General features: G+C 64.8%; 29 protein-coding genes. 9 read left to right on the top strand and 20 right to left on the bottom strand.

The annotated features are described in order from the left end of the window. The first annotated feature begins 18 nt into the window (after positions 1 to 18). The gene (locus J2W49_RS13780) at positions 19 to 684 is read left to right on the top strand and encodes a GntR family transcriptional regulator (protein ID WP_310317342.1); all 666 of its coding nucleotides are present in this window, start codon (positions 19 to 21) and stop codon (positions 682 to 684) included. A 129-nt stretch (positions 685 to 813) separates the two neighbouring features. Here the strand turns inward: J2W49_RS13780 and J2W49_RS13775 are convergent, their stop codons facing one another. Beyond that, positions 814 to 2,109, bottom strand: a complete 1,296-nt coding sequence (locus J2W49_RS13775; RefSeq protein WP_310316954.1) for a tetratricopeptide repeat protein — start codon at positions 2,107 to 2,109, stop codon at positions 814 to 816. A 158-nt stretch (positions 2,110 to 2,267) separates the two neighbouring features. Here J2W49_RS13775 and J2W49_RS13770 point away from each other — a divergent pair, with 158 nt between their 5' ends. Then, on the top strand, positions 2,268 to 3,320 hold the full coding sequence (locus tag J2W49_RS13770) for a GlxA family transcriptional regulator (protein WP_310316951.1): 1,053 nt from the start codon (positions 2,268 to 2,270) through the stop codon (positions 3,318 to 3,320). A 31-nt stretch (positions 3,321 to 3,351) separates the two neighbouring features. Here the strand turns inward: J2W49_RS13770 and J2W49_RS13765 are convergent, their stop codons facing one another. Further along, complete coding sequence (locus J2W49_RS13765) at positions 3,352 to 3,822, bottom strand: DM13 domain-containing protein (protein WP_310316948.1); 471 nt, start codon at positions 3,820 to 3,822, stop codon at positions 3,352 to 3,354. A gap of 220 nt (positions 3,823 to 4,042) precedes the next feature. Here J2W49_RS13765 and J2W49_RS13760 point away from each other — a divergent pair, with 220 nt between their 5' ends. Beyond that, on the top strand, positions 4,043 to 5,989 hold the full coding sequence (locus J2W49_RS13760) for an ATP-binding protein (RefSeq protein WP_310316945.1): 1,947 nt from the start codon (positions 4,043 to 4,045) through the stop codon (positions 5,987 to 5,989). A gap of 58 nt (positions 5,990 to 6,047) precedes the next feature. Here J2W49_RS13760 and J2W49_RS13755 read toward each other — a convergent pair whose 3' ends face one another. The 9 genes from J2W49_RS13755 to J2W49_RS13715 all read right to left on the bottom strand — a co-directional run bounded on the left by J2W49_RS13755 (position 6,048) and on the right by J2W49_RS13715 (position 12,314). Beyond that, positions 6,048 to 6,815, bottom strand: coding sequence for an alpha/beta hydrolase (locus tag J2W49_RS13755; RefSeq protein ID WP_310316942.1), 768 nt, complete (start codon positions 6,813 to 6,815; stop codon positions 6,048 to 6,050). 170 nt (positions 6,816 to 6,985) lie between these two features. Next, positions 6,986 to 8,248 carry an RNA polymerase sigma factor gene (locus J2W49_RS13750; protein ID WP_310316940.1) on the bottom strand — a complete coding sequence of 421 codons (1,263 nt, stop codon included), beginning with the start codon at positions 8,246 to 8,248 and terminating at the stop codon, positions 6,986 to 6,988. Between the two features lie 87 nt (positions 8,249 to 8,335). Next, positions 8,336 to 8,746 (bottom strand): VOC family protein, encoded by a 411-nt coding sequence (locus J2W49_RS13745; protein ID WP_310316937.1) that lies wholly within the window; start codon positions 8,744 to 8,746, stop codon positions 8,336 to 8,338. A 30-nt stretch (positions 8,747 to 8,776) separates the two neighbouring features. Then, positions 8,777 to 9,214: a YciI family protein gene (locus J2W49_RS13740; RefSeq protein ID WP_310316934.1), complete on the bottom strand. Its 438-nt coding sequence runs from the start codon at positions 9,212 to 9,214 to the stop codon at positions 8,777 to 8,779. A 33-nt stretch (positions 9,215 to 9,247) separates the two neighbouring features. After that, a complete protein-coding gene (locus J2W49_RS13735) occupies positions 9,248 to 9,763 on the bottom strand; it encodes a VOC family protein (RefSeq protein ID WP_310316932.1) in 516 nt (171 codons plus the stop codon). Positions 9,764 to 9,890: 127 nt separating this feature from the next. Then, the gene (locus J2W49_RS13730; RefSeq protein WP_310316930.1) at positions 9,891 to 10,337 is read right to left on the bottom strand and encodes an SRPBCC family protein; all 447 of its coding nucleotides are present in this window, start codon (positions 10,335 to 10,337) and stop codon (positions 9,891 to 9,893) included. A gap of 270 nt (positions 10,338 to 10,607) precedes the next feature. After that, positions 10,608 to 10,910, bottom strand: coding sequence for a DUF6958 family protein (locus tag J2W49_RS13725; protein WP_310316928.1), 303 nt, complete (start codon positions 10,908 to 10,910; stop codon positions 10,608 to 10,610). Beyond that, the gene (locus J2W49_RS13720; RefSeq protein WP_310316925.1) at positions 10,900 to 11,466 is read right to left on the bottom strand and encodes a GFA family protein; all 567 of its coding nucleotides are present in this window, start codon (positions 11,464 to 11,466) and stop codon (positions 10,900 to 10,902) included. Before J2W49_RS13720 ends, J2W49_RS13725 begins: the two co-directional genes overlap by 11 nt. A 494-nt stretch (positions 11,467 to 11,960) precedes the next feature. Further along, positions 11,961 to 12,314 (bottom strand): YciI family protein, encoded by a 354-nt coding sequence (locus J2W49_RS13715; protein ID WP_310316922.1) that lies wholly within the window; start codon positions 12,312 to 12,314, stop codon positions 11,961 to 11,963. 126 nt (positions 12,315 to 12,440) lie between these two features. Here J2W49_RS13715 and J2W49_RS13710 point away from each other — a divergent pair, with 126 nt between their 5' ends. Together J2W49_RS13710 and J2W49_RS13705 are read left to right on the top strand one after the other, a co-directional pair. After that, the gene (locus J2W49_RS13710) at positions 12,441 to 13,046 is read left to right on the top strand and encodes a hypothetical protein (RefSeq protein ID WP_310316920.1); all 606 of its coding nucleotides are present in this window, start codon (positions 12,441 to 12,443) and stop codon (positions 13,044 to 13,046) included. Between the two features lie 8 nt (positions 13,047 to 13,054). Then, positions 13,055 to 13,723: a glutathione S-transferase gene (locus J2W49_RS13705; RefSeq protein ID WP_310316917.1), complete on the top strand. Its 669-nt coding sequence runs from the start codon at positions 13,055 to 13,057 to the stop codon at positions 13,721 to 13,723. A gap of 27 nt (positions 13,724 to 13,750) precedes the next feature. Here the strand turns inward: J2W49_RS13705 and J2W49_RS13700 are convergent, their stop codons facing one another. The 6 genes from J2W49_RS13700 to J2W49_RS13675 form a co-directional block, all read right to left on the bottom strand. Further along, on the bottom strand, positions 13,751 to 14,950 hold the full coding sequence (locus tag J2W49_RS13700; protein ID WP_310316915.1) for a tetratricopeptide repeat protein: 1,200 nt from the start codon (positions 14,948 to 14,950) through the stop codon (positions 13,751 to 13,753). A gap of 75 nt (positions 14,951 to 15,025) precedes the next feature. Continuing rightward, positions 15,026 to 16,255, bottom strand: a complete 1,230-nt coding sequence (locus J2W49_RS13695) for a Tm-1-like ATP-binding domain-containing protein (protein WP_310316910.1) — start codon at positions 16,253 to 16,255, stop codon at positions 15,026 to 15,028. Continuing rightward, positions 16,252 to 16,695 (bottom strand): SRPBCC family protein, encoded by a 444-nt coding sequence (locus tag J2W49_RS13690; RefSeq protein ID WP_310316907.1) that lies wholly within the window; start codon positions 16,693 to 16,695, stop codon positions 16,252 to 16,254. The genes J2W49_RS13695 and J2W49_RS13690 overlap by 4 nt, the downstream gene beginning before the upstream one ends. Before the next feature lie 26 nt (positions 16,696 to 16,721). Next, on the bottom strand, positions 16,722 to 17,552 hold the full coding sequence (locus J2W49_RS13685; protein WP_310316904.1) for a phosphoenolpyruvate hydrolase family protein: 831 nt from the start codon (positions 17,550 to 17,552) through the stop codon (positions 16,722 to 16,724). Positions 17,553 to 17,592: 40 nt separating this feature from the next. Beyond that, a complete protein-coding gene (locus tag J2W49_RS13680; RefSeq protein ID WP_310316902.1) occupies positions 17,593 to 18,546 on the bottom strand; it encodes a branched-chain amino acid ABC transporter permease in 954 nt (317 codons plus the stop codon). Then, a complete protein-coding gene (locus J2W49_RS13675; RefSeq protein WP_310316898.1) occupies positions 18,543 to 19,436 on the bottom strand; it encodes a branched-chain amino acid ABC transporter permease in 894 nt (297 codons plus the stop codon). The genes J2W49_RS13680 and J2W49_RS13675 overlap by 4 nt, the downstream gene beginning before the upstream one ends. Before the next feature lie 23 nt (positions 19,437 to 19,459). On the opposite strand from J2W49_RS13675, the gene J2W49_RS13670 reads away from it, so the two are divergent. Further along, the gene (locus J2W49_RS13670) at positions 19,460 to 20,308 is read left to right on the top strand and encodes a helix-turn-helix transcriptional regulator (protein WP_310316894.1); all 849 of its coding nucleotides are present in this window, start codon (positions 19,460 to 19,462) and stop codon (positions 20,306 to 20,308) included. 116 nt (positions 20,309 to 20,424) lie between these two features. Here J2W49_RS13670 and J2W49_RS13665 read toward each other — a convergent pair whose 3' ends face one another. From J2W49_RS13665 to J2W49_RS13655, 3 genes are all read right to left on the bottom strand, one after another. Then, the gene (locus J2W49_RS13665) at positions 20,425 to 21,117 is read right to left on the bottom strand and encodes an ABC transporter ATP-binding protein (RefSeq protein WP_310316891.1); all 693 of its coding nucleotides are present in this window, start codon (positions 21,115 to 21,117) and stop codon (positions 20,425 to 20,427) included. A 109-nt stretch (positions 21,118 to 21,226) separates the two neighbouring features. Beyond that, positions 21,227 to 22,024: an ABC transporter ATP-binding protein gene (locus J2W49_RS13660; RefSeq protein ID WP_310316887.1), complete on the bottom strand. Its 798-nt coding sequence runs from the start codon at positions 22,022 to 22,024 to the stop codon at positions 21,227 to 21,229. A 139-nt stretch (positions 22,025 to 22,163) separates the two neighbouring features. Beyond that, positions 22,164 to 23,387 carry an ABC transporter substrate-binding protein gene (locus tag J2W49_RS13655; RefSeq protein ID WP_310316885.1) on the bottom strand — a complete coding sequence of 408 codons (1,224 nt, stop codon included), beginning with the start codon at positions 23,385 to 23,387 and terminating at the stop codon, positions 22,164 to 22,166. A 220-nt stretch (positions 23,388 to 23,607) separates the two neighbouring features. Here J2W49_RS13655 and J2W49_RS13650 point away from each other — a divergent pair, with 220 nt between their 5' ends. From J2W49_RS13650 to J2W49_RS13640, 3 genes are all read left to right on the top strand, one after another. Beyond that, entirely contained in the window at positions 23,608 to 24,399 is a 792-nt protein-coding gene (locus J2W49_RS13650; RefSeq protein WP_310316882.1) for a helix-turn-helix transcriptional regulator, read from the top strand. Positions 24,400 to 24,420: 21 nt separating this feature from the next. Continuing rightward, complete coding sequence (locus J2W49_RS13645; protein ID WP_310316880.1) at positions 24,421 to 25,320, top strand: EamA family transporter; 900 nt, start codon at positions 24,421 to 24,423, stop codon at positions 25,318 to 25,320. A gap of 111 nt (positions 25,321 to 25,431) precedes the next feature. Beyond that, complete coding sequence (locus J2W49_RS13640; protein ID WP_310316877.1) at positions 25,432 to 25,941, top strand: DUF1993 domain-containing protein; 510 nt, start codon at positions 25,432 to 25,434, stop codon at positions 25,939 to 25,941. Positions 25,942 to 26,101: the final 160 nt, after the last annotated feature.

Below are 26,101 nucleotides of genomic sequence, written 5' to 3'. Positions count from 1 at the left end.
CCCGTCAAACCCGTCCCCATGCAGCCCTCACGCGCCGAAGAGGTTTACGTCCAGCTCAAGAAGGACATCGCCGACTTCCGCCTGGTGCCCGGCGACCGCTTCAGCGAACACGACATCTGCAACCGCCTGGCGGTCTCACGCACGCCGGTGCGCCAGGCGCTGTTTCGCCTGCAGCAGGAAGGCCTGGTGGAGGTGATGTTCCGCAGCGGCTGGCGCGTGCTGCCGTTCGACTTCGACAAGTTCGACCAGCTCTACGACCTGCGCATGGTGCTGGAAACCACCGCCGCGCAGCGCCTGTGCCAGCAGGAAGCGGGCGATTCTTCACCGCTGCTGGAAGGCCTGAAGGAACGCTGGCTGGTGCCCGCCGCCGAACGCAGCAGCGATTCCACCGAGGTCGCGGCCTGGGACGAAGCCTTTCACGAAACCCTGGTGAAGGCCGCCGGCAATGCCGAGATGGCGCGCGTGCACCACGACGTGACCGAGCGCATCCGCATCATCCGCCGGCTGGACTTTTTGAAGCAGATGCGCATCGACGCCACCTACGACGAACACGCCAAGATTCTGCGCGCCATCATCGCGCGCAAGGCCGACCGGGCCGAGTTGCTGTTGCGCTCGCACATCCAGTCCAGCCAGGTGGAAGTGCGCAAGATCACGCTGCACCAGGTCTACATGGCAAGGAAGTAACCCCCCGCGCCGCTTCGCGTCACCCCCCAGGGGGGCGATACCAGTCGTCCGGCAAAGCCGGCCCGACGGTATCTCTGGAGTGGGACACTTCGCGCCGGTGGTTCCGGAGTAAATCCCACGCCACTGCCTTCAGGCGACCACACTCTCCCGCCGTTCGGGTTGCCGCTGCCGCGCCAGCGCTTGTCGTTCCTGCTCCAGGGCGCGCACCAGCGCTGCCTGGCCACTGCGCTGCGCGGCCGCGATCAGGGTCAGTTCGATCACGTCGCGTTGTGCATGGCTGCCACCAAAACGGTGGGACTGGCTGCGCACCGGGCGCAGCAGCGCCACCGTGCGCGCCCAGTCCTGCTGACCGTAGGCAATGAAGGCGCGGGTGGCGGCAAAGCCCACTTCGCTGGTGAAGGCGGCGTTGTCGTCGTTGCGCGTCATGGCATCGGCCTGTGCCTGCAACAGCGTCTGCAGCAGGTCTTCGCGCCCGGCGCCCACGAAGGCCATGGCCGCATGCCAGTCGCTGAAGGCGTAGTGGCCGTCGCCTGCAAACGGCGCCCAGCGTTCGGCCAACGCCGACCAGCGCGTGCCCACGTCGGCACCGGCCAGCGTCAGGCGCCACAGCAGCGCGCTCGCGTCCACCAGCTCCACATGGATCTCCGGGCGGTGCCCGTGGATGGGGCCGTCGTAGAGCGCAAGCACTTCCGTGCTGTCACCCTGCGCCAGGTGGTACAGCGCCAGGTGCCAGTTGTGCACCGCCAGGAAGCTGTCGGCCTGCCAGCCTTCGTTGCCCCGCATCCATTCAATGCCTTCATCGCGCCGGCCCTGCATCTCCAGCACGTGGGCCACGGCGTGTTGTGCCCAGGCGTCGTTGGGCTGCAGGTCCACCGCCTGGCGGCCCAGCCGTTCTGCGCGCAGGTAGTCGCCGGTTTCTTCCAGGCCAAAGGCCTGCATGCCCAGCACCGCGTGCCAGCCGGGCATGCCTGCGGACCACGCCGGCAGGGCGCGCGCGATGCGGTCGCGCAGCATGCGGGAGTCGCCCACGAAGAAGTCGATCTGCTGACCCGCCTGCAAGGCCAGCGCATCCAGCGGGTAGTGAGCGCTCAGGTCTTCCATCGTGAGGGCTGCGGCGCGCCATTGGCCGTCGCAGAGTTGGGCGATGGCGCGCAGGTGCCACGCTTCGCGTTCGTTGTGCGGCAGCTCGCGGGCGGCAGCCAGTGCTTCGCGTGCCGGTGCCACGGCGCCGGCTTCTGAAGACAGCAGGTAGAGCCAGGCGCGCAGCACCTGGGCCATCACCAGATCGGGCGCTTCGGCCAGCGCGGCCTCGGCAGTGGCGACCGGGTTGCCGGCAAAGCAGCGGAATTCGTGCAGGGCCTGTTCCAGCAGGTCGATGGCGCGGGCGTTGCCGCCCGAGAAGGTGTATCCGACAGCGTCTTTCATGGGTGCTCCAGTCAGGGTGGGTGGAAGGGTGAGGTGACAAAAGGAGGCGAGCAAGAGGTGCATCCCTTGAAGGGGCCTCCTAAAATCGCTCAGGCACTGTAGGCCGGAGGCCCCATTTCCCCTGCAGCCAAATCCGACAGCTACCCGACAAAACCGCCATGTCCGAATCCGACGGCGCCCCTCCCGTCACCACCGTGGCCATCCTGGCGCTGCCCGAGGTCACGGCCTCGGTGCTGTTCGGTTTGAGTGACATGTTTGTGGGTGTCGGGCGCGACTGGCCCCTGGTGGTCGAGGGCCGGCCGGGCAGCTCCACCTTGCGGGTGCAGATCGTCTCGGCCGACGGGCAACCGCTGACCATCGCCAACGGCATCCACGTGGTGCCTGACGCATCCATTGCCAATGCAGCGCCACCGCAGGTGATCTGCATCCCGGAGGTGTTTCTGCTGCCCACCGCAGAGATCCAGGGCCGCTTTCAGGTTGAAGCCGCCTGGTTGCGTGAGTCGCATGCGCGGGGCGCCGTGGTGGCGGCGGCGTGTTCGGGTGCACTGCTCATGGCAGAAGCCGGCCTGCTCGAGGGCGAAGACGCCACCACCCACTGGGCCTATTGCGACGTGCTGGCACAACGCCACCCGGGCATTCGCCTGCACAAACGGCGCGCGCTGGTGACGGCGGGCGAAGGCCAGCGCCTGGTCATGGCGGGCGGTGGCACGTCCTGGCAAGACCTGGCGTTGTACCTGATCGCCCGGCTGGTGAACCTGGACGCCGCCATGCAGATGGCGCGCCTGTACCTGATCGACTGGCACGAGAGCGGCCAGCAGCCCTTTGCCCGCCTGTCAGCGAGCCGGCAAACGGACGACGCCGTGATCACGCGCTGCCAGCTCTGGGCGGCCGAGCACTACCGGGCGCCCAGCCCGGTGGCGGCGATGACACAACTCTCGGGCCTGGCAGAAAGGTCCTTCGTGCGCCGCTTCCAGCAGGCCACCGGTATGTCGCCGCTGCAGTACGTGCATCACATCCGGCTCGAAGAAGCCAAGCAGTTGCTGGAAGCGAGTGACGACGCCATTGAGGCCGTGGCCGAGCAGGTGGGCTACGAAGACGCCGGCTATTTCGCGCGCCTGTTCAAACGCGAGGTCAACCTCACGCCGGCCCAGTACCGAAAGCGCTTTGCCGGCCTGCGCGAAGTGCTGCGGCAAGGCCGCTCGTCCTGGTGAGTCAACCTCCGCCAGCGCGTCTGCCAGGGTCTTAGCGGTACTGCGCTGCCGTGATGAACTGGCTGAAGGTTTCGCACCAGACGATCACGGTGTTGTGGTCCGATGGATTCACGTTTTCAGGCACCGGCACCAGGAAATTGTTGAAGGTTTTCACATCGCCCACGCGCACCATGCGGTCCTTCAGACGCAGGAAGTCGGCCTTGGTTTCAACGAACTCGGGCGACAGGTAGAGCTTGTAGTCCGGTCCCGGCGCCAGCCTGCCCATCAGGCCGATGGTTTTTGCGCCCACGGACACCGTGCCCTCGCCCCAGTGCAGGGGATCGCTGCCTTTCAGATCGCGCCGGAATTGCCCCTGGTAACGGGCCTCGGCCGTCTGGGCCACCACCGCCTCGGCACCGGGCGCCGGGGGCGCGACCAGAATGGGCAGTGCATAGATGCCGATGGCGAAGCCCACCAGCAGCACGGTGGCATGGGAGGCGATGAGCAGCAGTGTCTTCTTCATGGCCATGAGTCGTCACCCGTTGGCGAATCTTTCAATTTCGAGGCACCAGGCCCCGCGCCCAGGCTTTGCCGGGGCCCATGAGTTTGCCTGTTTCGTGTGTTCTGGCACAGGCCCAAGGGGATTCGGCGATTGACTGCATTAGGAAGCCTCACTGATACTTGTAAACAATTCGTTGCAATCTTCCCCGTTTTCCGTCCAGGCACCAAGACCGAGACATGCAATGACATACAAAGCCTGTCCACAGGAAAAATCGCGCAGTCCGTGCCCGCTGCGCCTTGCTTTCAGCAAGCTGGTTGCGTTGCTGGGCTGGGTGATTGTTCTGATGCTGGCGCCGGCCACCGGCCATGCCGAGACACACATCCTCGATCGCGAACATGTGCTCGTTCTTCACTCCTACGGCCCGGACTTCGCCTGGACTCAATCGCAGCAGGAAGGCATTGACGCTGTCTTCGGCCCGCTTGCCTCCCGGTACGACCTTCGGATCGAGTACCTGGACGCGATCCACAGCCCTGGCCTGCTGAAGGGGCCGCTGCTTCTTGAACTGCTGCGGAACAAGCTCTCGAAGCAGGCGTTCAAGGTGGTTCTGACCTCGGACAACGCGGCTTTCGACTTCGCCCGGGCACACCGGGCCGATCTGTTCCCGGAAGCTTCCATCGTGTTCATGGGCCTCAATGGCTTTGAGGACGCCATGCTCAAGGGCGAACGCGGCATCACCGGGGTGGCCGAAGACGGCGACATGTTCGGCACGCTGCAGGTGATTCAGCAGCTCGCGCCGCAGACCCGGCGCATCGTTTTTCCCGGCATGGCCGACGATCTCACCTACCGCGGTATCCGCACGACGGTCGAAAAGGACCTGGCGGTGCTTCCCAAAAAAATCGAGGCGGAGTTCCGCGAGTATCCCCACGTGGACGCGCTCCTTGATGACATCAAGACCCTCCCACCCGACGCCGCGCTCTACACCATCGGCAACATGCGCACGCGCGACGGCAAGGGCATCAGCAGCCAGCGCGCGGCCGAACTCATGTCATCAACGGCCTCGGTTCCACTGTTCACCAGTTGGGACTTCCTGGTCGGCCATGGCGCCGTGGGGGGAAGCGTCATCAGTGGCGTCGAGCAAGGGCGCCTGGCGGCAGAGATGGCGGTGCAGGTGCTGCACGGCGTGCGGGCGGAGTCCATCCCGGTGCGGCGCGGGGCGGGCAAGGCCCCCATGTTTGACCACCGGCAACTGGTCCGTTTCAACATTCCGGTGTCCGACTTGCCACCAGACGCCGTGGTCCGCTTCTTGCCGCCGAGCACCTTCAGCATTTCCAAGGAGGCGGCCTGGATCGCCGGGGTGTCGTTCGTGCTGCTGCTTGGTGTGAGCGCCTCGCTGGTGGTCGCCGTGGTGCAACGCCACCGCTCCGAGGAGCAGGTCCGCGCGCTCAACCAGGAACTCGAGCAGCGGGTCGCCGAACGCACCTGCGCGCTGGAACAGGTGAACAAGGAACTGGAGTCTTTTGCCTATTCCGTCTCGCACGATCTGCGCGCCCCGCTGCGCCACATCGACGGCTTTCTGGCGCTGCTCAAGGAACGCGTGGATCCGGCACTCGACGACGAAGGCCAGCACTACATGAGCACCATCGCCGATGCAGCCCGTCGCATGAGCACGCTGATCGACGATCTGCTGGCCTTCTCGCGCATGGGGCGCCAGGAAATGAGCAAGGCCCCGGTGGACCTGAACGGCCTGGTGACGGACGTGATCCACGAGCTGGAGCCAGAGGCCGAAGGCAGGGACATCGACTGGCAGATTGCCAAACTGCCGGTGGTGGCCGGTGATCGCGCCATGTTGCGGGTGGTGCTGTTCAACCTGATCTCGAATGCGCTGAAGTACACCAGCAAACGCCAACAGACCCGGATCGAGATCGGCACACAGCCCGGCGAGGCCGGTGACATCGTGGTGTTTGTGCGGGACAACGGCGCCGGCTTCGACATGCGGTTCGAAAACAAGCTCTTCGGTGTCTTTCAGCGCCTGCATCGCGCCGACGAGTTTGAGGGCACCGGCATCGGACTGGCCAATGTCTCGCGGATCATCGCCCGCCACGGCGGCAAAGTGTGGGCACAGGGGCAGGTGGACAAGGGTGCCACGTTCTATTTCTCGCTTCTCTCAAGCCCTCTCACCGCGAGGTAGGCGTCGGGACAAGCGCTTTCGAAGAACGGAACAGCGAACCGCAGCAGGCTGATGGCCCTCAGAATCCGCCCTGCAGCAAGGGCAGGTACATCCGGTTGTCGGAAATGGTGTTGTGGCCCGTGCCCGGGAGCACGTGAAAGCGGGCCACACCGGGCGCAAAGTGGGCATGCAGCGCATCCGTGCTGGCGCGCGGAATCACGCCGTCATGCTCTGCCGCGATGAGTGTGGTGGGTGCCGTCACCTTCGGCGCGTGGCGCCAGGATTCGTAGCGGTCCTGCAGCAGCCAGTTCACGGGCGCCCACGGAAACTGCTGCCGTGCCAGCGCCAGAATGCTGTGGTACGGCGTGACCAGCACCAGCCGCGCCACTGGCCGTTCACTGGCCAGGCGCACCGCCACACCACTGCCCAGGCTGCGGCCCACCACCAGCACGCGTTCGTGGTCGCGGTGCACGCGATCGAACAACTCAAAAGCGTCGGCCACCAGCGCGTCTTCAGAGGGCTGCCCCCCGCTGCCGCCATAGCCCCGGTAATGCATGAGGTGGATCGCATGGTCCGGAAACGCCGCCGCCAGCGCCGGCAACTGGTGCGACACGTCTTCGGCATTGCCGCCAAAGTAGATCAGCGCGTCGGGCCCCAGATTCGGCCGCACCGTGACATTCACCACCGTGCCATCCCGCATCGTCAGCACCACCGGCTCCACCCCCAGCTCCACCGCGCGAGGCTGCGGATAGTAGATCAGCGAGCGCTGGAAAAAATACAGCGCCGCGCACAGCAGCGCATAAGCCAGCAGCACGAATCCACCGAAGATCACCATCTTTCTCAGCATCACAACATCACCGTCTCACCAGGCCGGAGCGAAAACACAGATCGCAAGAGGCGACCCCATCCAGGGGCACCGAGGATCCGGCTCCGCCGGTCCCAGGTACCGCCCCCCTGGAGGGGGGTGGCGCCGAAGGCGACGCGGGGGGTGTTGCAAAACCCCTCGCAGGGGGTGCTTCATCCCCCTGCTCTCTCCAGCAACAACGCCCGCTCGCGCTCATTGCCCGCCAGTTGCGCCGCCTGCGTGAACGCCTCGCGGGCTTCGTCGCCACGCCCCAGGCGCGCCAGCAGATCACCCCGCACGCTGTGCAGCCACTGGTAGCGCTGCAGAGCCTTGTCGCCGCGCAAGGTGTCCACAATGGCCAGCGCCGCTGCCGGTCCTTCGTGCATGGACACGGCCACCGCGCGGTTGAGTTCCACCACCGGTGAAGGCTGCACGCGCCCCAGCTCGGCATAGAGCGATGCAATGCGGGCCCAGTCCGTGGCGTCCACCGACACCGCGCGGGTGTGGCAGGCCGCGATGGCCGCTTGCAGTTGGTACGGTCCTGGTGGTGGGCCCAGCGCTTGGGCGCGCGCCAGCGCGGCTTCGCCGCGGCGGATCAGCAGCGGATCCCAGCGGCTGCGGTCCTGGTCACCCAGCAGCACCGGGCGACCCTCGGCGTCGGTGCGCGCGGCGGTGCGCGAGGCCTGGATTTCCATCAAGGCCACCAGCCCGTGCACCTCTGCCTGCTTTGGCGTCAGTTCGGCCAGCATGCGGCCCAGGCGCAGGGCCTCATCGCACAGCGCGGGGCGCATCCAGTCGGCGCCGGCGGTGGCGGTGTAGCCTTCGTTGAAGATCAGGTAGACCACCTCGAGCACCGAGGCCAAACGCTCGGCCAGATCCTCGCCGCGAGGGACTTCGAACGGCACCTTTGCTTCGGTGAGGGTGCGCTTGGCGCGCACGATGCGCTGCGCCACCGTGGCTTCGGGCACCAGGAAAGCCCGAGCGATCTCGAAGGTGGTGAGGCCACCCAGCAGCTTGAGCGTGAGCGCCACCCGGGCATCGGACGACAGCACGGCGTGACAGGCGGTGAAGATCAGGCGCAGCAGGTCGTCGCCGATCTCGTCCTGGCGGGCAGCGTCCAGGGCGTCCACAAAATCAGGCTGCACATCGGCGCCAAGCGCCTGCAGGTCGGCGGCGATGTCTTCGTGGCGCGCGTCGGCCATCTGCCGGTGGCGCAGGTGATCGAGCGCCTTGCGCAAGGCGGTGGTCATGAGCCAGGCCCCCGGGTTGTCGGGCACACCGCCGCGCGGCCAGTGCTCCAGGGCCGCCACCAGGGCGTCCTGGGCAATCTCTTCGGCCACGCCAATGTCGCGCACGCGGCGCGCAACCGCGCCCACGATCCGGGCGGACTCGATGCGCCAGACGGCGGCGATGCTTTGATGGACGCTGGAATGCACGGGTGCGAGCTTACCGGGCCTTGGTTCGGGTGAACAGACCCAGGCTCACGACACCCACCCGATCCTGACCGCACAGCGCCGCCAGCATCACATCTGCGCCGGCGCAGCAGCCTCATCCATCCAGAACACCTCCCACTGGTGGCCATCGAGGTCCGCAAAACCATGCTGGTACATGAAGCCGTGGTCCATGGGTGCATTCGGCGTGGTCGCGCCGGCCGCTACGGCCTTGGCCACCATGTCGTCCACCTCGGCACGGCTGTCACAAGAAAGCGCGATCAACACCTCGGTGGCCTTCTTCGCGTCGGAAATGGGCAGCTTGGTGAAGCCTTGGAAGAAAGGCTCCACCAGCAACATGGCGTAAATGTTGTCGGCAATTTGCAGACAGGCGCCCTGCTCGTTGGTGAACTGCTGGTTGAACGTGAGGCCCAGCGCCTTGAAAAAGGCCTGCGAGCGGGCCATGTCCTTGATGGGCAGGTTGACGAAGATCTGGCGAAGCATGAGGAGTCCTTGGTGTGATCGATGGGAAGTTCAAGACAGGCCAAGTCTCTGGTCGAGGCCTTTCATCTTGTCCAGCGCTTCACTGGGCGTGAAGTCTTCCAGCTCATACAGCTGGCGCACCTCCACGATGGCCTCGGCCCCTTCGCGCACCGGATTGGGAAAGCGCCGGCTCCACTCCAGCGCCTCTTCCCGGCTGCGCACCTGGATCAAGGTGTAGCCGGCGATCAGTTCCTTGGCTTCGGCAAAAGGTCCGTCCACCACCCGGCGCGAAGGCTTGCCGTTGTCGGCGCCGTAGTGGATGCGCCAGCCCTGGCGGCTGGGGCGCAGACCGCTGCCATCCAGCAACACGCCGGCCTTGGCCAGCTCTTCGTGGTAGCTGGCCATGGCGGCCATCACCTCCGGGTCCGGGTCTGGTTGGACCTCGGCTTCAAATTCCGGGCAGGACTTGACGATGATCATGAATCGCATGGGGTGCTCCTCGGACGATAAAACTTCAAAACTTCAACTGGCCGGGCAGTCTTCGCCGGGCATGTCGGGCTGGATGATGCTGTTGTGGTTGCCTTCGGTGTCCTGGAACACCACGTACTGGCCCACACCGGGAATGGCCATGGGTTCGCCGATCACCGCACCGCCTGCGTCGCGGATGCGCTGCATGGCGGCGCCAACGTCTTCCACCCCAACCACCACCGAAGGGTGCTGCATGGGCAGGTGCGCCCGGTACGGAAAGAAGCCGCCGTGGATGGCGCCCAGGGAAGCTTGGGGTGGCAGCCCGGGTCGCTCACCGGGCGGTGCCGTGGTCACCAGCATGTAGTCCCCCATCTCCGGCCCCAGCATCTGAGGCACCCAGCCAAAGGCGGCGGCGTAGAAGCGGGCAGCACGTTCGCGGTCCTTGTAGGGCATTTCAAAATGCACCACGGGGCACATGGGCGTGGCTTTGGCAGGGGCGGTCACTGGCGTACCTTCGCCCTTCGGGCTGCGGTGCGAGCTTGCTTGGGAACGGCCCGGTGCGGCGCTCATTGGACTACCCTCCGTGCTGTGCACTGCGGGGCTGAGCGCCTTCGGAACGGCCGGGCGGCGCTCACTAGACTACCCTCCGTGCTGTGCACTGCGGGGGCTGAGCGCCTTCGGAACGGCCGGGCGGCGCTCATGCCGATTTCCCTTCGCAAAGCGCCTTGAGCTGCGCAAGGGCACGCGGCCAGGTCTCGGCCATGAAGGCCTCATAGTCACCGAACACATCGCTGTCCACCTTCAGGCGGGTACCCCCGGCTTCGTCGGAGAAGGTGTATTTTTCGTAGCAGGGCGCCCAGGCCTTGATGGCGTCGCTGGTGGTGTCCTCCACGCCGTTTTCGATAAAGCCCAGATGGCGGATGGAGACAAACTCGGCCGGCCGGTGTTCGGCAATTTCGGCCACCATGCCCGCACCCTTGGGGTCCAAGAACCGGATCTTCGACCCTTGGTCCCAGGAGCCCTCAAAGCGCGAGCCTTCACAGAAGGCGGCTGTCCATTGCTCGTAGGTGGCGGGCTGCAGCATGGTGGTCCACACGTGCTGGCGGGGCGCGTTGATGAAGATGTCGAAATGCTGGGTTTTCATGCTTGCTCTCCTTGAGGTTTGGGTCGTCCGAATGCGTGTACCCGGGCCAAGGCGCTGACCACACGGGGCAAGCTGCCGGGTGCGGGTTCTGGCTTGGGCGCCTGAACACACGACGAAACAGGGGCCGTGATTTCGACAATGGCGCCCGCATTTTTTGTCTCTTGTGCAGCAGACCCCTCAGGCCTTGCGCTCGTGTTCAGCCCATGAGCCCCGCGACAAGGTACAGCACACGGAAATGATGCATCCAGAGCAGTGGCCCTCCAAGGCCTATCATTTCAACCGGCGGATTCTCAGCGGCTTGGTCTGCTCACGCTGAATCACACGCTTGGCTTCGAGGTCGAGTTGCGTGGCTTTCAACCACCAACCCGCCTTGGCGCCATCAGGAAACAGCGTCTGCGGCAGCCGCGGGAGCAATGCAAGCTTGGCCTCGGCCACCGTCAATCCTGGTGACGCATGGGGCAACACCGACAGCAATGCCTCCTTCATGGCCAGGTACTTGGCCCTGTCCACGCGCTCCACGCGTCCCGGCACATTGACGTTCTCGATTTCCACCTTGTCGGCATCACTTCGCATGCAGTCCTCCCTGGACAAAATCGATCCTGGGCGCCCGGAAGCGCATGGCGGCCCAGGCCGCGAGCAGTCTCGCGTAAAAGGTGAAATTGTGCGTATCCGGATTGGGCACGTCATCCGGTAGCACGACCCCCACCGGTCTGCTGCGGGTCATGGTTCTGATCTCGAGCGCGGGCAGATCCGCAGCCCGCCAGAGGTGGCCGTAGATGCTCAGCCAATGGCCATCTGAAAATTCCAGAAACATGGGCGTGTTGCAGCACACGGCAAGCACACGACGCGTCTTGGAGGCAGTGGTCAGGCGATGCTCACGCAACCGATCCTGCCCGCTCTCGCACGCCACCCGGTCTTTTCGGTACAGCTCAAACCGCGTGGCTCCGCGAGGGTCCAACAAGGCGGGCGCACCAGGCAGCGCCTGCAGTTGCGCTCCTGCGCGCTGGCAATCGGCGCAAAGGCACTCGGCACTGATGATGGGCCTGCCCTGAACGCCCAGGCGCACCTGACCACAGGCACAGCTCAAGCGCACGGAACGGGTTTTCTGGTCGACATGGCGAAGGTTCATGGAGGGGGCTTTCCGTTCAGGAGGGGTCGAAGGCCCATTGCAGGCGGCCATGTCCAGTCGACCCATGGCGGTGGCGGTCAAGCCGCCAGGGGCGGATGCGGTGCTTCATGGACAACGTGTCTCCAAGGGGGGTGTCGACCGGGTTTGCCGGTTTTCAAACAGCGTCACGAACTGCAGCGCTTGGAGATACGACGAGGCAGCACGGCGCTTTTCGACAAGCCCGATGTGTTTTTTTCAGATTTCTCAGGAAACTGCCAACCACCTCCATCGCGCGGCAGGTCTTCACGTTTCAAACGCTCAGACGCACGGGCGTTGAAGCACTGAGTTGGCTCGGAAACAGGCCCCCACCTCACCCCTCCTCCACAGAGGGAGTGAGTCAGAAACCGCCACCAGCGAGGGGAAGTTTTTCCAGGGCACCCGTGGAACCGGCTTCGCCGGGCCACCAGGTGCGCCCCCCTTCCAGGGGGTGACGCCGCAGGCGGCGCGGGGGGTCGTCACATAAAACACGGCGCCAGCGCCCGCACCTCCACCGTGGCCCATTCGGCCGCCGGGCAGCGCTGTGCGATGGCCAAGGCTTCGTCGCGATTCACGCCGTCGAGCAGGAAGAAGCCGCCGATCATTTCCTTGGCTTCGGCAAAGGGGCCGTCCAGCAGTTGTGCCTTGCCGCCACGCGTGCTCACCCGCACCGCATCGCGCTGAGACGCCAGCGACTCCACCGCCTTGAGCTTGCCCTCTGCTTTCAACGACTCGCCGAAGCGCTGCATGCGGGCATACACCTCGCGCCCTTCGACTTCGGTGCGGGTGGCGCGCTGTTCCGTGGGTTCGATGATGAGAAGCATGTAGGACATGGAGGTGTCTCCCTCAGTTGTTGGGTGCTGGGTGTTGGGTCTTGGCAAAGGCCACATGCTACACAGACCGGGTGGCATCTGCACACGTTCAGGGAAGGCCCCGGACCCAACGGCGACAATACCCGCATGGACCTTTTGATCGGACTTTTTTTCATCGCCATTGGCGTTCATGCCGTCAAAACGGCGGAACAGCGCAATCGCATTGCCCTGCTGGGCAGCCATCTGCAGAAGTTCCAGCTGGAAAAGCACATGGAACAGCTCATCAGTGGCTACTTGCGTGCCCTGGGCGAGAAGGACCCGGAGCGCAGCGAGCCCATCTGGCGCAATCTGGAGGGCATCGAGGCCACGGTGAACGAGCAGTTGGCACAACTGGCACGCGACCTGCACGAGGTGTGGAATGAACGCACGCGCGTGAGCCGCTGGCCGCTGGCGGTGCCCTTTTCCACCCGCCTGTTTCCCGCCAGCACGTTTGATCTGCGCACCCTGCTGGAGGTGCATGCCAAAGGGTTCGAGACCGCGCTGCGCAACGATGACGGCCTGTCCCGTCGTGACCAGGCGTTCCGGCTCACGGCCGAGCTGCTGCTGTTCCAGCACAGCTGCCACTGGTTCTGCCGCTCGAAATCGGTGGCGTCGGCCCGGCTGCTGGCCTTGCACAAGACGGCCTACGAACAGGTCGTGGCCGCCGTGTCGCCCCAGACCCGCCAGGCCTACCTCGCACTGGTACGAGGCTGAAAACGCCCATGCCTAGCACCCTGCCCGTGCTCTATTCGTTCCGGCGCTGCCCGTACGCCATCCGGGCGCGGCTCGCGCTGTGCTGCTCGGGCACCCCCGTTGAATTGCGCGAGGTGAATCTGAAGCGCAAACCCGCAGAGCTGCTGGCGATTTCGCCCACCGCCACGGTGCCGGTGCTCGACCTGGGGCAAGGGCGGGTGCTCAAACAGAGTCTGGACATTCTGCACTGGGCACTGCAGCAGAACGACCCTGAAGGCTGGCTGCAACACGGCGACCCCGCCTTCAACCAATGGCTGGTCGACACCACCGATGGCGCGTTCAAGCACTGGCTGGACCGCTACAAGTACGCCGAGCGATTTCCCGAACGCAGCGCCACCGAATGGCGCGACGACGCCGTGCGCTGCCTCATTGAACCCCTGGAGGCGCGGCTGGCGGCGCAGGCCCAGGTGGGCGGTCAGCAAGCCTGCTGGGCCGATGCGGCAGTGTTCCCCTTTGTGCGGCAGTTCGCCGCTGTGGACCCGGCCTGGTGGGCTGGCTCACCCTGGCAGCGGACGCGGTGCTGGCTGCAAGGCTGGTTGACGAATCAGCACTTTCTTGCCTGCATGCACAAAGCGCCGGTGTGGTCACCTGGTGCACCCGTGCAGCGGTTTCCGCCCCCGGCCACCCCGGCGGCATGAGCCTCGCCTTGGCGACACTGTGCCGCTTCACTCCGCAGGTGCGAGGTGGAAGTACAGCCCCATGACCGGGCGGCGCTGGTCTTCGCGCAGGGGCGCTTCCCACCGGCGCACCACACGAAAACCGGTTGCATTCGCCAGGCGTTCCACATACGCGCCGCCATGCGCGTAGCGCAGACTGGGCAGCAGCACCAAGTCTTGCCCCGCATCGGCCAGTTCCACTGAAAACGCAAAACATCCGCCCGGCGCCAGGCGCTGGCGCACCGCGGCAAACACAGCCTCCAGCGCGCCCACGTAGATGAACACATCGGCCGCCATCACCAGGTCGGCCGGCTCTGTGCTCGCACGCAAGAAGGCCAGCAATTCACCATGAACCACCTGCCGGTACACACCACTGGCCCGCGCCTGCGCCACCATGGCGCCGGACACATCCACACCATCCACGGTTTCCGCTTGCGGGCGGATCAGCTGACCGCACAGCCCCGTGCCACAGCCCAGGTCCAGCACCCGTGAAAAGCGCGCGCGACTCTCCACCAAGGGGGCCAGCAGGGTCCGATGCGCCTGGTAGTTCAGGGCTTGGACCAGATGGTTCTGGAAGTCGTTCGCGTATTCGTCGAACAAGGTTTCCACATAGGCCAGAGGGGGTCGCTCGGGCACCGGTTGTTCGGTCACCGAAGCGAGGTAGAAGCGGTTCAGCTCATCGTCTCCGCCATGCTTCAAAGCCTGCTGAAAGCTGCGTGCGGCTTCAGCCAACTGCCCAGCGTCGCGCAGCAGGCTGCCGCGCTGGCTCCAGGCCTCGGCCAGCGTGGCATCCAAGGTCAGCGCCTCTTCATATGCCCGCAATGCTTCGGCCGGCCGCTCCAGGCGCAATTGGCAACGCGCCAGCGCCAGCCACAACGCCGCCGTGGACGGGCCCAGCGGCAGCGCCTGCTGCAGGGCTTGCACCGCTGGCGCCCACTGCTGAAGCTCCTCTTGCGCATGGGCCAGTGCCAGCCAGGCGTCGCGGTTCGATGGATCTGCCTGTGTCGCTTGGGCCAGCGTGTCCAGCGCCGCCGCCCATTGCCCCAAGCGCACCTGCGTGATGCCCAGGTTGGCCAGAATGGAGGGTCGCCCTGGCGCCAAGGACAGCGCAGCCTGGAAACTGTGCAGCGCGTCTGCAAGCCGGCCGGCTTCAAAGTGGGCGTTGGCTTCCAGGAAACGGGCTTTGGCTTGTTCGAGGGGGTCGGTCATGGGAGGCATGGTGCTGCAACGCGGCCGGCTCACCGGCGGTAAGGCCATCTACGGCCGCGTTCTTCGGGCGACACATTACATCACCACGGCCCTCACCTCGTCCGCCACGACCGCCGCAAACGCCGGGTCGTTGATGTGGTACGGCAGCCTAGTCAGCCTGTGCGTGTCGCTGACCACGAACAGGCGTTCCAGCGCATCAAACAGCACCGCGTCGGCGGCCGGGTCGTGAAAGGGCTGGCCAGGGGCGTCGATCATGGACAGGCCGCCCATGGGCAACAACAGACGCACCGGGCCGCTCGCGCGGTTGAGCTGTTCGGCGATGCGGTGGGCGGCGGCCTCCAGTTCCTGGGCATTGCTGCGCATCAGCGTCACGTTGGCGTTGTGCACGTGAAACAGGCGCTGGCGGTGCCGTTCGGGAATGGTGGCCGGCGCTCCCCAGTTGATCATGTCCAGCGCCCCCACGGAACCGATCCACGGCAAACCGTAACGAGCGGCGGCGTCCAGACGGCCAGGCCCGGCGTCGCACACACCACCGGCCAGATGCTGGCCCACTTCGGTGGTGGTGAGGTCCACCACGGCGTTCAGCAGCCCAGCTGCGGCCAGGGTTTCCAGCGTGCGGCCGCCGGCGCCGTTGGCGTGGAACACCTGGGCGTCGAAGTCAGCCTGCAGCAGGTCGCGCACCGCCTGCACGCACGGCGTGGTCACACCGAACATGGTCAGGCCAATGGCGGGTTTGTCCTGCGCGTGGTCCACCGGCGCGTGGTGCAGCAACATGCCCACCAGCGCGTGCGCCGCGTTGGCCAGAATGGTGCGTGACAAGCGGTTCAGCCCGGCGATGTCGGTCACCGGGTACATCAGCGTCATGTCCACCACGCCCACATAAGCCGACACATCGCCCGCCGCCATGGTGGACACCAGCAGCTTGGGATAGCCAATGGGCAACAGGCGCATGGCCGGCGCGATCATGGAACTGCCGCCCGAGCCTCCCACGCCCAGCATGCCCTGGATCTCGCCGGACTCCAACCGTTTGCGCGCCAGCGCGCTCAACGCCACGCTCATGGCAATCACCGCCTCGCCGCGGTCAGAAGGCTCGAACACGGCAGCGGCTCCGCGCGGGTGGTGCGCGGCCACGGCGGCAGAATCAATGTCGGCCACGCCAGCGGCGCTGCGCGTGCCGATGTCCACCGTGACCACGCGCACGCCCGCCGCGCGCACCAGCCCGGCCAGGTAGTTGAGCTCGTCTGCCTTGGTGTCGAAGGTGCCCACCACCCAGGCTGTGGGCTGCCGGTGGTTGGCTTGGCTCATTTCCGGCGCTCGTGGTGCGCGTTCACGCACTCAAAGAACGTGCGAAAAGTGCCTTTCACACGCTCCATGGCCTCGGCCTCCTCATCGGCAGGCACATCCCACTCGGCCCACCATTCGCCAAAGCAGCGGTTGCCTTCGGTCACAGGCAGCAAGTGCATTTCGGCCACGTAGTTGGTCCAGGGTGCGTCGATGTGCAGGATCTTGTAGCGGCAGCGGTGCTCGTCGTCAGACAGCGCCAGCAACTGCTCGCGCAAATAGCCACCCCCATCGCGCACGGAGAAGCGGCGCACGCAGCCGATCTGGTCCGACGGCTTGCCGTCTTCAATGAATGAGTTCTCAAAGAACGGGTGGTACTTGCCCAGCGCACCGAAGTCGCGCAGGTAAGCCCATGCCTCATCGAGGGTGGCGTTCATCACCATGCTCACGTATACCCTGGCCATGTTTCGTCTCCTGTTGTTTTCGGGGTTCAGAAGCTCACTTGTTTGTAGCGCTCCACGTGCGCCTTGATCGCAATCTCCGTCGGCAACCGTTCCATGCTGCTGGCGCCATAGAAGCCGTTGCAATGGGTGCTGTGCTTGAGCACGTACGACACGTCTTCCGGGCTGGAGATGGGGCCACCGTGTGCGATCACGATCACGTCCTTGCGCACCTGGCGCGCCGCTTCACCCCATTCGTCGATCAGCTTCACCGATTCGGCCAGCGACTTGGACGTGGTGGCGCCGATGGTGCCGCCGGTGGTCACGCCCATATGCGGCACGATGAAGTCGGCACCCGCCTCGGTCATGGCGATGGCTTCCTCTTTTGAGAACACGTAGGGGGTCGTCAGCAGGTCGATGGCGTGGGCCTCGCCGATCATTTCCACCTCTGTGGCGTAGTTGATGCCAGTCTCCTCCAGGCTCTGGCGGAAGGTGCCGTCAATGATGCCCACGGTGGGGAAATTCTGCACACCGGAAAACCCCAGTTCCTTGAGCTTTTTCAGGAACACCGGCATCACGATGAACGGGTCGGTGCCGTTCACCCCGGCGATCACCGGTGTCTTCTTGGCCACCGGCAACACCTCGCCGGCCATCTCCAGCACGATGTCGTTGGCGTTGCCATAGGCCAGCAGCCCGGCAGACGAGGCACGTCCGGCCATGCGGTAGCGGCCGGAGTTGTAGATCACGATCAGGTCGATGCCCGCGGCCTCTTCGCACTTGGCGGAGATGCCGGTGCCGGCACCCCCGCCAATGATGGGCTGGCGGTCGCGGACCATGGCCTGGAATTTCGCCATCAGGGCCTGACGTTCAAAACGGGGCATGAAAATCTCCTTGAAACGGGAAGCAGGAAAAAGGGGTGGATCAGGGGGTGCGCCCTGGACGGGACCTGAGCGCCTGCACGGCGCCTGCAATGCCGCTGCGGAACGACAGCACACACACCATGAAGATCAGGCCGGTGACCAGCGTCACCCAGCCCCCAAAGGCATCGAGGTAGTACTGCAGGCCCACCACCACGGCCGCGCCAATGGCCGGGCCAAACACGGTGTGCATGCCACCCAGCAAGGCCATGAGCACCACGTCGCCCGACATGTGCCAGTGCACGTCGGTGAGTGCGGCCACCTGGAACACCAGCGCCTTCATCGAGCCGGCCAGGCCGGAGAGAGCGGCCGACAGCACGAACAGCATCAGCTTGTAGCGCTCCACCGGGTAGCCCAGCGAACGGGCGCGCGGCTCGTGCTCGCGAATGGCCACCACCACATGGCCGAAAGGCGAATGCACCACGCGGTGGATCAGCCACAGCCCGGCCAGCGTGATCAGCAGAACCAGGTGGTACATGGCCATGTCGCTGCGCAGATCGATGAAGCCGAAGAGCGTGCCGCGCGGGATCTGCTGCAGGCCGTCTTCCGCGCCGGTGAAGGGCAGTTGCAGAAAAATGAAATACACCATCTGCGCCAATGCCAGCGTGATCATGGCCAGGTAGATGCCCTGGCGGTGGATGGCCAGTGCGCCAAACACCGCCCCCAGCCCGGCCGCAAACAGCGTGCCCGCCAGCAGGCCCACTTCGGGCGGCAAGCCCCAGTACTTGGTCACCAGGCCGGTGATGTAAGCCGCGCTGCCAAAGAAGGCCGCATGACCAAAAGACATCATGCCGCCGAAGCCCAGCAGCAGGCTGTAGGCACAGGCAAACAGCGCCATGCACAGCAGCTTCATCACCATGACCGGGTACACCACCTGCGGCATCCACGGCACCGCCAGCAGGGCCAGCACCACCACAAGCATGAAGATCTTTTGCCAGTTGGGCATCGTCGTGTTCATGCGGCCCCCTCTTTTCCGAACAGGCCGCGCGGGCGGAACAGCAACACCAATGCCATCACCACAAAGATCACCGTGGTGGAAGCCTCCGAGTACCAGACCTTGGTCAGCCCCTCAATGACGCCAATGCCCAGCGCCGTGACGATGGAGCCGAAGATCGATCCCATGCCGCCGATCACCACGATGGCGAACACGATGATCACCAGGTTCGAGCCCATGCCCGAATTCACATGCAGGATGGGCGCGGCCAGCACGCCGGTGAACGCCGCCAGCGCAATGCCCCCCGCGTAGGTGAAGGTGAGCAGCAAAGGCACGTTCACACCGAACGACTGCGTGAGCTGCGGCTTCTCCGTGGCGGCGCGCAGCCGGGCGCCCAGCGAAGTGCGCTCGATCAACCACCAGGTGATGAAGCAGGCCGCCAGCGCCGCCACGATCACCCAGGCGCGGTAGATGGGCAGGATCATGAAGCCGAGGTTGATCACGCCCTGCAACTGGGTGGGCACCGGGTACGCTTGGCCTGAGGTACCAAAGGCCACCCGAAAGCCACCCTCCAGAACCAGCACCACACCAAAGGTGAGCAGCAGGCCGTAGATCGGGTCCAGCCCGTACAAGCGGCGCAGCAGCGTGCGTTCAAACACCCCCCCCAGCGCACCCACGATCAAGGGCACCGCCAGCAGCGCGACCCAATAGCCCAGCCCCAGAAAGCTCTGCAGCATCCAGGCACCGAAGGCACCGGTCATGAAGAACGCACCATGCGCAAAGTTGACGATGCGCAGCAAACCGAAGATCACCGCCAGCCCAAGACTGAGCACCGCATAGAAGCAGCCATTGACCAGCCCCAGCATGATCTGCCCGGCCAGCACCTGGATCGGCATTCCAAAAATGTCCATCACGCCGCCCCTATGATGAGCAAGCCATGTCGATCAAGCATCCCGATATCTCCCAAGAAACCCATGTGCTGGGCGATGACACCGTGCAGACGGTGGTGCGTGCGGAGCATTGCGATGCGCTGGCGGTGCGCCACATTGCGCACGTGGCGGTGGTGGACGCGGCTGCGCCCTACACCATCGTTCGTACCCACCTCAGCGGCGCCTTCATGCAGGTGTGCCTGTCTGGCGAGGGGCAGACGCTGCTGGACGGCCGCTGGTACCCGCACAAGCCGGGTACCGTGAGCTTTGCGCCGGCGCACGTGCTGCACGCCTTCCACTGTGTGCCCGCCAAGCGCTGGCGCCTGGCCTGGGTGCGCTTCCGGCCGGACTCCATGCGTTCGGTGGACGGCGCCATGGCCCCCACCATGAGCCCCTTCGACGGCCAGGTGCTGGAACACGCGATCCTGGGTCTGGCCGGCGAGATGCAGGGCGCGGCCGACCCCGGCACCTGCGCGGTGTGGGTGGACGTGATCGAACGCTACGTCTCGCGCATCCTGGAGCCGCTGCAACGCGAACCGCGCCTGGTGCCGGTGTGGAACGCGGTGAAGGCCGACCTGGCCCGCGACTGGACCCTGGCGGATCTGGCCGCTCTGGCCAACACCAGCGAAGAACACCTGCGGCGCCTGTGCCAGAAGAACCTGGGCCGCAGCCCCGGCAAACAGCTGGCCACATTGCGCATCGCCCACGCCGCCCACCTGCTGGCCACCACCACCGACAAGATCGAAGCCATTTCCCACAGCGTGGGCTACCTCAATCCGTTCGCGTTTTCCAATACGTTCAAACGGCTGACGGGTTTCCGGCCCTCCGACTACCGGTCGAAACCCAGAGCCACCTAAAAATGCTTCCGGCGCGAACTGCCCGAGTCCAGGAACACCGCGGAGCTGGCTCTGCCAGGCCGCAGGTGTTGCCCCCTTGAGGGGGTCGTGCGAAGCACGGCGGGGGAGTTTCATTTCTATACGCCGATCCTGGAAGTGATCGCATCAAAGTCACGCATCAAGGTCGCCGCGTCAAACGTGTCCGTGATGCGACCCGACTCCATCAGACAATGCCGGTCCGCCAGCTCTGCGGCGAAGTGCACGTTCTGCTCCACCAGCACGATGGTGTAACCACGGCCTTTCAGCTGACGAATGAGTTCGCCGATGCGGTCCACGATCACGGGGGCCAGTCCTTCGGTGGGTTCGTCGAGCAGCAGCAGGCGCGCGCCGGTGCGCAGGATGCGCGCGATCGCGAGCATCTGCTGTTCGCCGCCTGAGAGGTGCGTGCCGGCCGACTTCGCGCGCTCTGCCAGGTTGGGAAACAGCTCGAACAGCTCGGCCTCGCTCATGCCTCCCTCAGCCACCACCGGCGGCAGGCGCAGGTTTTCGCGCACGGTCAGCGATGCATAAATGCCACGGTCGTCGGGGCAAAAGGCCACGCCCAACCGACCGATGTGGTGCGGCGCCAGGCCCATGAGCTCTTTGCCCTTGAAGCGGATGGAGCCCTGGCGCTTGTCCATCATGCCCATGATCGACTTCAGCAGCGTGGATTTGCCCGCGCCATTGCGACCCAGCAAGGTGAGCAACTCGCCCTCGTGCAAATCCAGGCTGGCGCCATGCAGCGCCTGGCTGGGCCCGTACCAGGCCTTCACATCGCGCAGCGACAGCAAAGGTTCAGAACGATTTGCGTTCTCCAAAGAACCCGTTCGCACTGAGCTTGTCGAAGTGCTCGCACCGCGCAGGGCTTCGACAGGCTCAGCCCGAACGGAATGGGATACATCAGCCATGGCTCGGCTCCCCTGCCACAGCGGTGTTGTGCTTGCGCTGACCAGCATGGCCATGGCCCAGGTAAGCCTCCACCACGAGCTCATCTTTCGACACCGTGGCGTAATCGCCTTCGGCCAGCACCTCGCCGCGCGCCAGCACGGTGATGCGGTCACACAGATCGGCCACCACAGACAGGTTGTGTTCCACCATCAACACGGTGCGCCCGCGCGCAGCCTGACGAATCATCGCGGCGGCGTGGGCAATGTCCTCCGCGCCCATGCCGGCCATGGGTTCGTCCAGCAGCAGCACCTTGGGCTCCAGTGCCAGCGTGGTGGCCAGCTCCAGCGCGCGCTTGCGGCCGTAGGGCAGCTCGCCCGCGAGGTGGTTGGCCCAGTCAGACAAGCCGCCTTCGGCCAGCAGTTCGTGGGTGCGCTCTTCGTAGGCGGCCAGCGAGCGGTCGCTGCGCCACCAGTCCATCGAATGCCCGCGGCGGCGCTGCAGCGCCAGGCGCACGTTCTCGAACACGCTCAGTTGACCGAACACAGCCGAGATCTGGAACGAACGCACCAGCCCCATGCGGGCCACCGCGTCGGCTGGGGTGCGGGTGATGTCTTGCCCCTGAAACTGAATGCGGCCGGCCGTGGCGTCGATGAAGCGCGTGAGCAGGTTGAAGCAGGTCGTCTTGCCCGCGCCGTTGGGGCCAATGAGGGCATGGATGCTGCCTTCCTGCACCGACAGGCTCACGTTCGAGACGGCGTGAAACCCGTGGAAGGTGCGGGAAAGCCCCTGCGTTTCAAGGATGTAGGACATGATGGATGCAAGGTCGCGAGGTGGATGCACGCAGCGGCTTCAGACCAGGGGCCGCCGCGCACGGCCGCCCGAAGCGGCCGGCCCGCCCCCCAGTGGGGGGGATGCGGCTACACGCAGTGAGCAAGCAACGGGGGGCGTCTTATTTCTTGACCAGGTAGCAGCTGCTCTGCGCCAGCGGCATGAAGGCCTGGTCGGCCGGAATCGTCTTCACCGGCTTGAGGTAGTCCCAAGGGCCTTTGGATTCGGCCGGCGACTTCACTTCCCACAGGTACATGTCGTGCACCATGCGGCCGTCTTCACGGATCTTGCCGGCCTTGGTGAACATGTCGCTGATGGGCATTTCGCGCATCTTGGCCGACACGGCATCCGGGTCGTCGGTGCCCGCTGCCTGCACGGCCTTCAGGTAGTGCATGGTGGACGAATAGTCACCCGCGTGCGCCATATTGGGCATCTGGCCGCCCACGCGTTGCTGGAAGCGCTTGGCAAACGCACGCGACTCGTCGTTCATGTCCCAGTACCAGGCGTTGGTGAGCTGCAGGCCCTGCGCGGTGGGAAGGCCCAACGCATGCACGTCCTGAATCCACAGCAACAGCGCCGCCAGCTTCTGGTTCTTAGTGATGCCGAACTCGTTGGCCGCCTTGATGGCGTTGATGGTGTCGTTGCCGGTGGACGCCAAGCCCACGATCTTGGCTTTTGAAGCCTGCGCCTGCAGCACATAGGAAGAGAAGTCCGTGGTGCCCAGCGGATGCCGCGCGGCGCCCACCACACGGCCCTTGTTGGCCCGCACCACATCGCCCACCTGCTGTTCCAGGCCAATGCCGAAGGCGAAGTCCACTGTCAGGAAGAACCAGGTGTCGCCACCCGCTTCCGCAATCGCCTTGCCGGTGCCGTGCGCGAGCGAATAGGCATCGTAAGCGTAGTGCACCGTGTAGGGCGAACACTGCGCATTGGTCACGCCCACGTTGGACGCGTTGTTCACGATGGCGTGGCGTTTCTTCTCTTTCGCCACCCCGGCCACGGCCAGGGCCACGCCGGAATTGGCCAGGTCGTTGATCAGGTCCACGCCACCGTCGTACCACTCGCGCGCCTTGGCGGCACCCACGTCGGCCTTGTTCTGGTGGTCAGCGAAAACCACCTCAATGGGCTTGCCGAACATGGACCCGCCAAAGTCCTCCACGGCCATCTTCACGGCTTCCACCGCACCCTTGCCCGAGATGTCGGCGTACACGCCGGAAACGTCGGTCAACACACCGATGCGCAACACATCGTTCGAGAGTTTGCCTTGCTGGGTGTTCTGCGCCTGGGCCACGCCCACGCTGGCCGCAGCGACGACGGATGCGACTGCCCACAGTTTCAGTTTCATGTCTTTGTCTCCTGTTTGGTTTTCGCCCCGAACGTGGTGTTCGAGTCAGACCAATGCTAGGAGACGGCATCGCCGGCAACCATGGGTGGGAGACACAGGGATCTACTCAAAATACACATTTCGACTAGGGTTTTCCGGGGGTAGCAGCTGCGAGTTGCGCGGCGTTATCCAGCAACTCACCTGGACCCGGCCTGACTCGTCACTTACGATCACCACCGCCATGCCGTACCGCCGAGTGATCCATCTGCAAACGCCACTTGTCGAATGGCACGACGTCACCCTTCTGGAACGGCAACCCGACTGGAGCGAAAGCTACCGCGCACCCACACACAGATTGCTGATACCTCGCAATGGCTGGATCGATTGCGAGACGGATCACCATCGTGGCGTGTTCGATGCGGTAAGCCCGCTTTGGCTGATGCCCGACATACCGTACCGCATTCGCCAACCCTGCTCCGGGCAGCGCAGCGTGCTGGCGGTGTTCAGCGAAGTGCCGCCTCAGACCGCAGATCGCCTGTCGGCAAGCTCGCTGCTGACCTTGGCACACCTGGGTGCAGCCATCGAAAGCGGCAAGGCGGACACCTTGCAGATTGAAGAGACGCTACTGGCCGCCGTGCAGCCAGCCATCGGCGAAACGTCGCCATCTCGCCACCAGCGAGCGCGACGCGCCGTCTTGTTGGCACAGGAATTCATTGCTTCACACCCGTCTGGATCCCAGAGCCTTACCGATATTGCGGCGGCGTGTCATGTGTCACCGTTTCATCTGGCGCGCCTGTTTCGCAGCAGCACCGGGCTCAGCCTGCACGCCTATCGCACGCGGCTTCGCATGGCGTTGGCACTGGATCTGTTGCGCCAATCCCATTCGAGCCTGAGCGAGATCGCCTTGGATCTCGGCTATTCGAGCCACAGCCATTTCAGTGCCGTGTTCCATCGCCACTTTGCGTGCGCGCCGAGTGAAGTGCGCACGAATCTGATAGCAGCAAGCCAAAGCCAACGACACACTGCCCCCTGACCAACACAGGGAGCTGACAGCGTGTTTAACATTCACAAGGCTTGGGGCCTTCTGATGGGCTTGGCGGCGGCCATCATCGGCGGCGGCTGGCAAGTGGCCACGCGCCATGCCACTGCAACTGGCTTGTCACCGATAGCACCAGACGATCTGATCATCTTGCGTTACGGCGTTCCGGCGCTATTGCTGTTGCCGATCATCTGGCGCTCAGGCTTGCTCCCACGCCATGTGGATCGCCGCATGTTGCTGTTGATGTTGGTCGGCGCCGGCGTGCCGTTCGGCTTTGCCGCAATGAGCGGGACACGCTTTGCGCCGACTTCGCACATGGGTGTCTTGATGGCCGGAGCCTCTCCACTGATCGCAGCCGGACTGGCTTGGTGGGTCTGGCGAGAAATACCCAACGGCACGCGCCGCATGGGCATGGCCTTCATGTTGGCTGCCGTCATGCTGCTCGGAGCTCAAACCTTGGTTGATTGGTCTGCCTCGACATGGCGAGGCGATCTGTTGTTTTTGCTGGCGGCGCTGCTTTGGGCTGGCTATGCAGTGACCTTCAAGCGCACCGGCTTGTCGCCATGGCACGCGGCCGCACTTGTCAACGTGTGGTCGTTCCTGCTTGTCATCGTATGGATCGCTGCACGGGGAGGCACACAGTTGCTGAGCGCTCCCATGAGTACGCTCGCATGGCAAGTGATCTGGCAAGGGTTGTTGGCTGGAGTCCTTGGCCTGTGGGCATACTCCGTCGCCATCGAACGCCTGGGTGCGGCCCCTGCAGCCGCGTTTGGTGCGTTGGCACCGGCCATCTCAGCGGTGGGCGGATGGTGGTGGCTTGGCGACTCGCTGACCGCACTGGACTTGGTGTCGGTGTCTGCGGCAGTGATAGGCGTCGTGCTCGCGAGTGGCGTCTGGCCGGCTTATCGACGCTGATCAACGGCGGCACACGCGATGGCTGGCCCAATGCTGTTAGCCTCACGTGGTCGGCAGGGCCTCTGCCATGCCAGCCCCGGCAATCGCGCCCAACTTAAAAATGAATTCACCATGACCAGCCCCCTGTACAACGCCTCCGTTCCCGTCCTGCAGCAGATGCTGCGCGCCTTGTCAGACGTGCTCAAGAAAGCCGAAGACCACACGACGCAAAAGAACATCGATCCAAATGCTCTGCTCCAGGCGCGGCTGTTTCCCGACATGTTTCCGTTGATACGTCAGGTACAGATCGCCGCAGACTTCTCCAAGGGCATTTCCTCCCGCCTGGCTGGCGCCGAGGTGCCGTCCTGGCCCGACACTGAAGTCAGCTTCGCAGACCTGCAAGCATTGATCGCCAAGGCTTTGGACCATATCGGTTCGTTCAAGCCTGAGCAATTTGATTCAAGTGAGAGCCGCGAGATCGTATTGCGCCCCGGCACCCCTAAGGAAAAAAAGCTGATCGCCAGCGCATACCTTCTGCACTATGGCCTGCCGCAGTTTTTCTTCCACGTGACCACCGCCTATGCCATCTTGCGCCACAACGGTGTTGAGGTCGGTAAGCGCGACTACATGGGTGCTTATTGACACTGCACAGACGACTCGATGGGGATGGTTCTGGTTTGTGAATGGGGGTTTTGCAGGGATTGCTGCCGGTGGTGTGCGCTCTGTCAATTCACGGTGACGGCCGCAGTGCAGTCGTTGAAAGCGTTCGACACATGTCGAGCGCGATGACTTGTCGCCGGCA

The organism is Hydrogenophaga palleronii, assembly GCF_031457455.1.
Lineage (GTDB): Bacteria > Pseudomonadota > Gammaproteobacteria > Burkholderiales > Burkholderiaceae_C > Hydrogenophaga > Hydrogenophaga palleronii_A.
This window is presented reverse-complemented; position numbering and strand designations above follow the sequence as displayed.